The sequence below is a fragment of the Kitasatospora sp. DSM 101779 genome (assembly GCF_025655475.1).
Taxonomy (GTDB): domain Bacteria; phylum Actinomycetota; class Actinomycetes; order Streptomycetales; family Streptomycetaceae; genus Kitasatospora.
The window spans coordinates 7,193,362-7,195,405 of the sequence record NZ_JAHTIK010000001.1; the positions used below are offsets into that span (position 1 = coordinate 7,193,362).

General features: G+C 74.0%; 3 protein-coding genes. 2 read left to right on the forward strand and 1 reads right to left on the reverse strand.

What is annotated here, in order from left to right; translation table 11 throughout:
• The coding region (locus tag KSNIM_RS32645) for a transglycosylase SLT domain-containing protein (protein ID WP_263106756.1) at positions 1-600 on the forward strand (600 nt) is incomplete at its 5' end.
• A gap of 30 nt (positions 601-630) precedes the next feature.
• Here KSNIM_RS32645 and KSNIM_RS32650 read toward each other — a convergent pair.
• Complete coding sequence (locus KSNIM_RS32650) at positions 631-1,002, reverse strand: hypothetical protein (protein WP_263106757.1); 372 nt, start codon at positions 1,000-1,002, stop codon at positions 631-633.
• A 238-nt stretch (positions 1,003-1,240) separates the two neighbouring features.
• On the opposite strand from KSNIM_RS32650, the gene KSNIM_RS32655 reads away from it, so the two are divergent.
• Positions 1,241-2,044, forward strand: an 804-nt coding sequence (locus KSNIM_RS32655; RefSeq protein ID WP_263108212.1) for an SPFH domain-containing protein, incomplete at its 3' end; no start/stop codon positions are given.

A 2,044-nucleotide genomic window follows, 5' to 3' on the forward strand; every position in this document is an offset into this window, starting at 1 on the left:
GTGCTGTCGGTGGCCGTCGCCGCGCTGGCGGCGCTGGCCTGTGCGGCGGCGGTGGCCGTGTTCCCGGGTTCGCCGGACGGCGCCGGCGCGTCCGGCCGTCCGCGGGCCGTTCCGGTGGGCAGCCCGTCCGGCGCGTTGCCCGGTGCGCTGCCGTCGGACGCCGATGTGCCCGCGGCGCTGCGCGAGCCGATCGCCCGGGCCGCCCGTCGCTGCCCGGAGCCGGAGGTGACCCCGGTGCTGCTGGCCGCGATGCTCAAGGCGGAGAGCGGCTTCGACCCGCAGGCCGCCCGGCCGGAGACCGGGGAGTACGGGATCGCGATGTGGACGCCGGCCGTGTTCAACGCCTGGGCGCAGGACGGCGACCTCGACGGCCGCAAGGACTACATGGACCCGCCGGACGCCATCATCTCGATGGGGTCGTACGTCTGTTGGCTGGCCCAGCAGTTCAAGCGCCGCGGCCTGACGCACGACCTGCCGGGGCTGCTGGCGGCGGGGTACCGCACCAGTGACAAGACGGTCGCGGAGGCCCGGGGGGTGCCCGAGCGGGTCCGGCCGCACGTGGCGAAGGTGGAGCAGTACCTCGCCGAGTACAGTCGGTGAGCCCGCCCGGGCGGGGTGGCCGATGCTCCGTCAGCAGCCGGGCAGGCCGGGCACCGGCTGGTCGTTGTCGCCGCCGGAGAGGTAGACGACGTTCACCCAGACGCCCTTGTTGCCGCTGTCGTCGTCGGTCTTGGCCCACCAGTGGTTGCGGTACGGGCCGTCCACGACCTCGCTGCCGACGGCCTGGCAGTAGAAGTAGTTGGTGCCCGCGTTGAGGGTGCCGGCGCGCACGTTGCCGGCGAAGTAGGACGGTGCGGTCTTCCACACGTTGCAGTTGTACTTGCCTCCGCCGATGCCGTAGCAGCCGCTCGCGGCCTCGGCGGAGGCCGGGACGAGGCCCGTCAGGGCGAGGCCGACGGCGGCTGCGGCTCCGGCGAGGGCGAGCTTGCGCACAGCGAACATGGAACGCTCCTTGCGTCGTGGGAGAGGGCCCGAGGAGTGGGCCCGAGCGGCGGGCGGCCCGGTGGCCGCCCCCGTCTGACTCCAGGAAACCCGAGCCGCGGTCTGCCCGGTACCTGACATCTGTCAGGGCGTCGGCCGCGGGAGCGGAGCGTCGGGGCCCGCATTTTCGTCGTATTGACGAAAACCGCGCGGGACGGTTATCGTCATCTCGACGAAAACAATCGGGGAGGGATTCACCATAGCCGACATCACCAGGCGACTCGGGTTCCGGCACCTGCGGGCCGCACCCACCGCCCACATCCGCCACCTGCGCGGCGGCCGGCCCGTCCGCCAGGGCACCGGCCTCGCCTTCTGGTTCCGGCCGCTCACCGCGGCCATCTCCGAAGTGCCGGTCGAGGACCGCGAGTTGGCGATGCTCTTCCATGCCAGGACAGCCGACTACCAGGATCTCGCGGTACAGGCCGCCGTCACCTACCGCATCACCGACCCGGCGGTGGCCGCCGAACGCCTCGACTTCGGCATCGACCCGGACACCGGCACCTGGCGCGCCGAACCGCTCGAACAGATCGGCACCCTGCTCACCGAGACCGCCCAGCAGCACGCCCTCGAACTCGTCGCCCGCACCCCGCTGGCCGACACCCTCGCCGACGGCATCACCGCCGTCCGCCGCTGCATCGCCGAGGGCCTCGCCGGCGAGGCCCGGCTCGTGGAGCTCGGCCTCGCCGTGATCGCCGTCCGGGTCACCGCGCTCCGCCCCGAGGCCGAGACCGAGCGGGCGCTGCGCACCCCGGCCCGCGAACAGGTCCAGCAGGAGGCCGACCGGGCCACCTACGAGCGCCGCGCCCTCGCCGTCGAGCGGGAGCGCGCCATCGCCGAGAACGAGATGGCGAACCGGATCGAACTCGCCCGCCGCGAGGAGGAACTGGTCGCCCAGGAGGGCGCCAACGCCCGCCGCCGCGCCGAGCAGGACGCCGAGGCGGACGCCGTCCGCGCCGAGGCCGAGTCGGCCCGCCGCACCCGGCTCGCCGCCGCCGAGGCCGAG